This window comes from Rhodosalinus sediminis (assembly GCF_003385555.1).
Classification (GTDB): domain Bacteria; phylum Pseudomonadota; class Alphaproteobacteria; order Rhodobacterales; family Rhodobacteraceae; genus Rhodosalinus; species Rhodosalinus sediminis.
On record NZ_QOHR01000100.1, the window covers coordinates 1 to 482 of the forward strand.

1 protein-coding gene is annotated in these 482 nt (G+C 65.3%); it reads right to left on the minus strand.

All coding sequences use genetic code 11. The features are described 5' to 3' along the window. A partial coding sequence (locus DRV84_RS15260; RefSeq protein ID WP_476748610.1) for a cupin domain-containing protein occupies positions 1-271 on the minus strand: 271 nt, incomplete at its 3' end. Positions 272-482 lie beyond the last annotated feature (211 nt).

Sequence of the window (482 nt, forward strand, 5' to 3'; positions counted from 1 at the left end):
GGTTGAAGATGCCGTGCGCGATGCCCATCGGCATGCGGATCGTGTCGCCAGGCCCCGCCTTGTGCACGTCGCCGCCGAACTCGACCTCGAGGTGGCCCTCCAGCATCACGATCCATTCGTCCTGCGTGGGGTGGATGTGCGGCGGCACGAAGGTGCCGTCCGGGATATGCGCATGCCAGATGAAGGCGTTGGGGCTCAGAAGCTTGGGCGTGTAGGTGTGGCCGACGACGTTCCAGCTCTTGCCTTCGAGGCCCTCGGCGGCCGGAGTGATTCCCNGCGTGTAGGTGTGGCCGACGACGTTCCAGCTCTTGCCTTCGAGGCCCTCGGCGGCCGGAGTGATTCCCTGTTGCATCGTGTTTCCCTCCTGATGTGGGGGCGTCCGCGGCGCCCGCCGCAAGTATCGCAGGCCCTCGCGCGGGGCGTTATCCGGAAAGCGAATCCCTCTTGGGCAAAAGCTTCAAGCTTGAAATATGCGCGGCCTG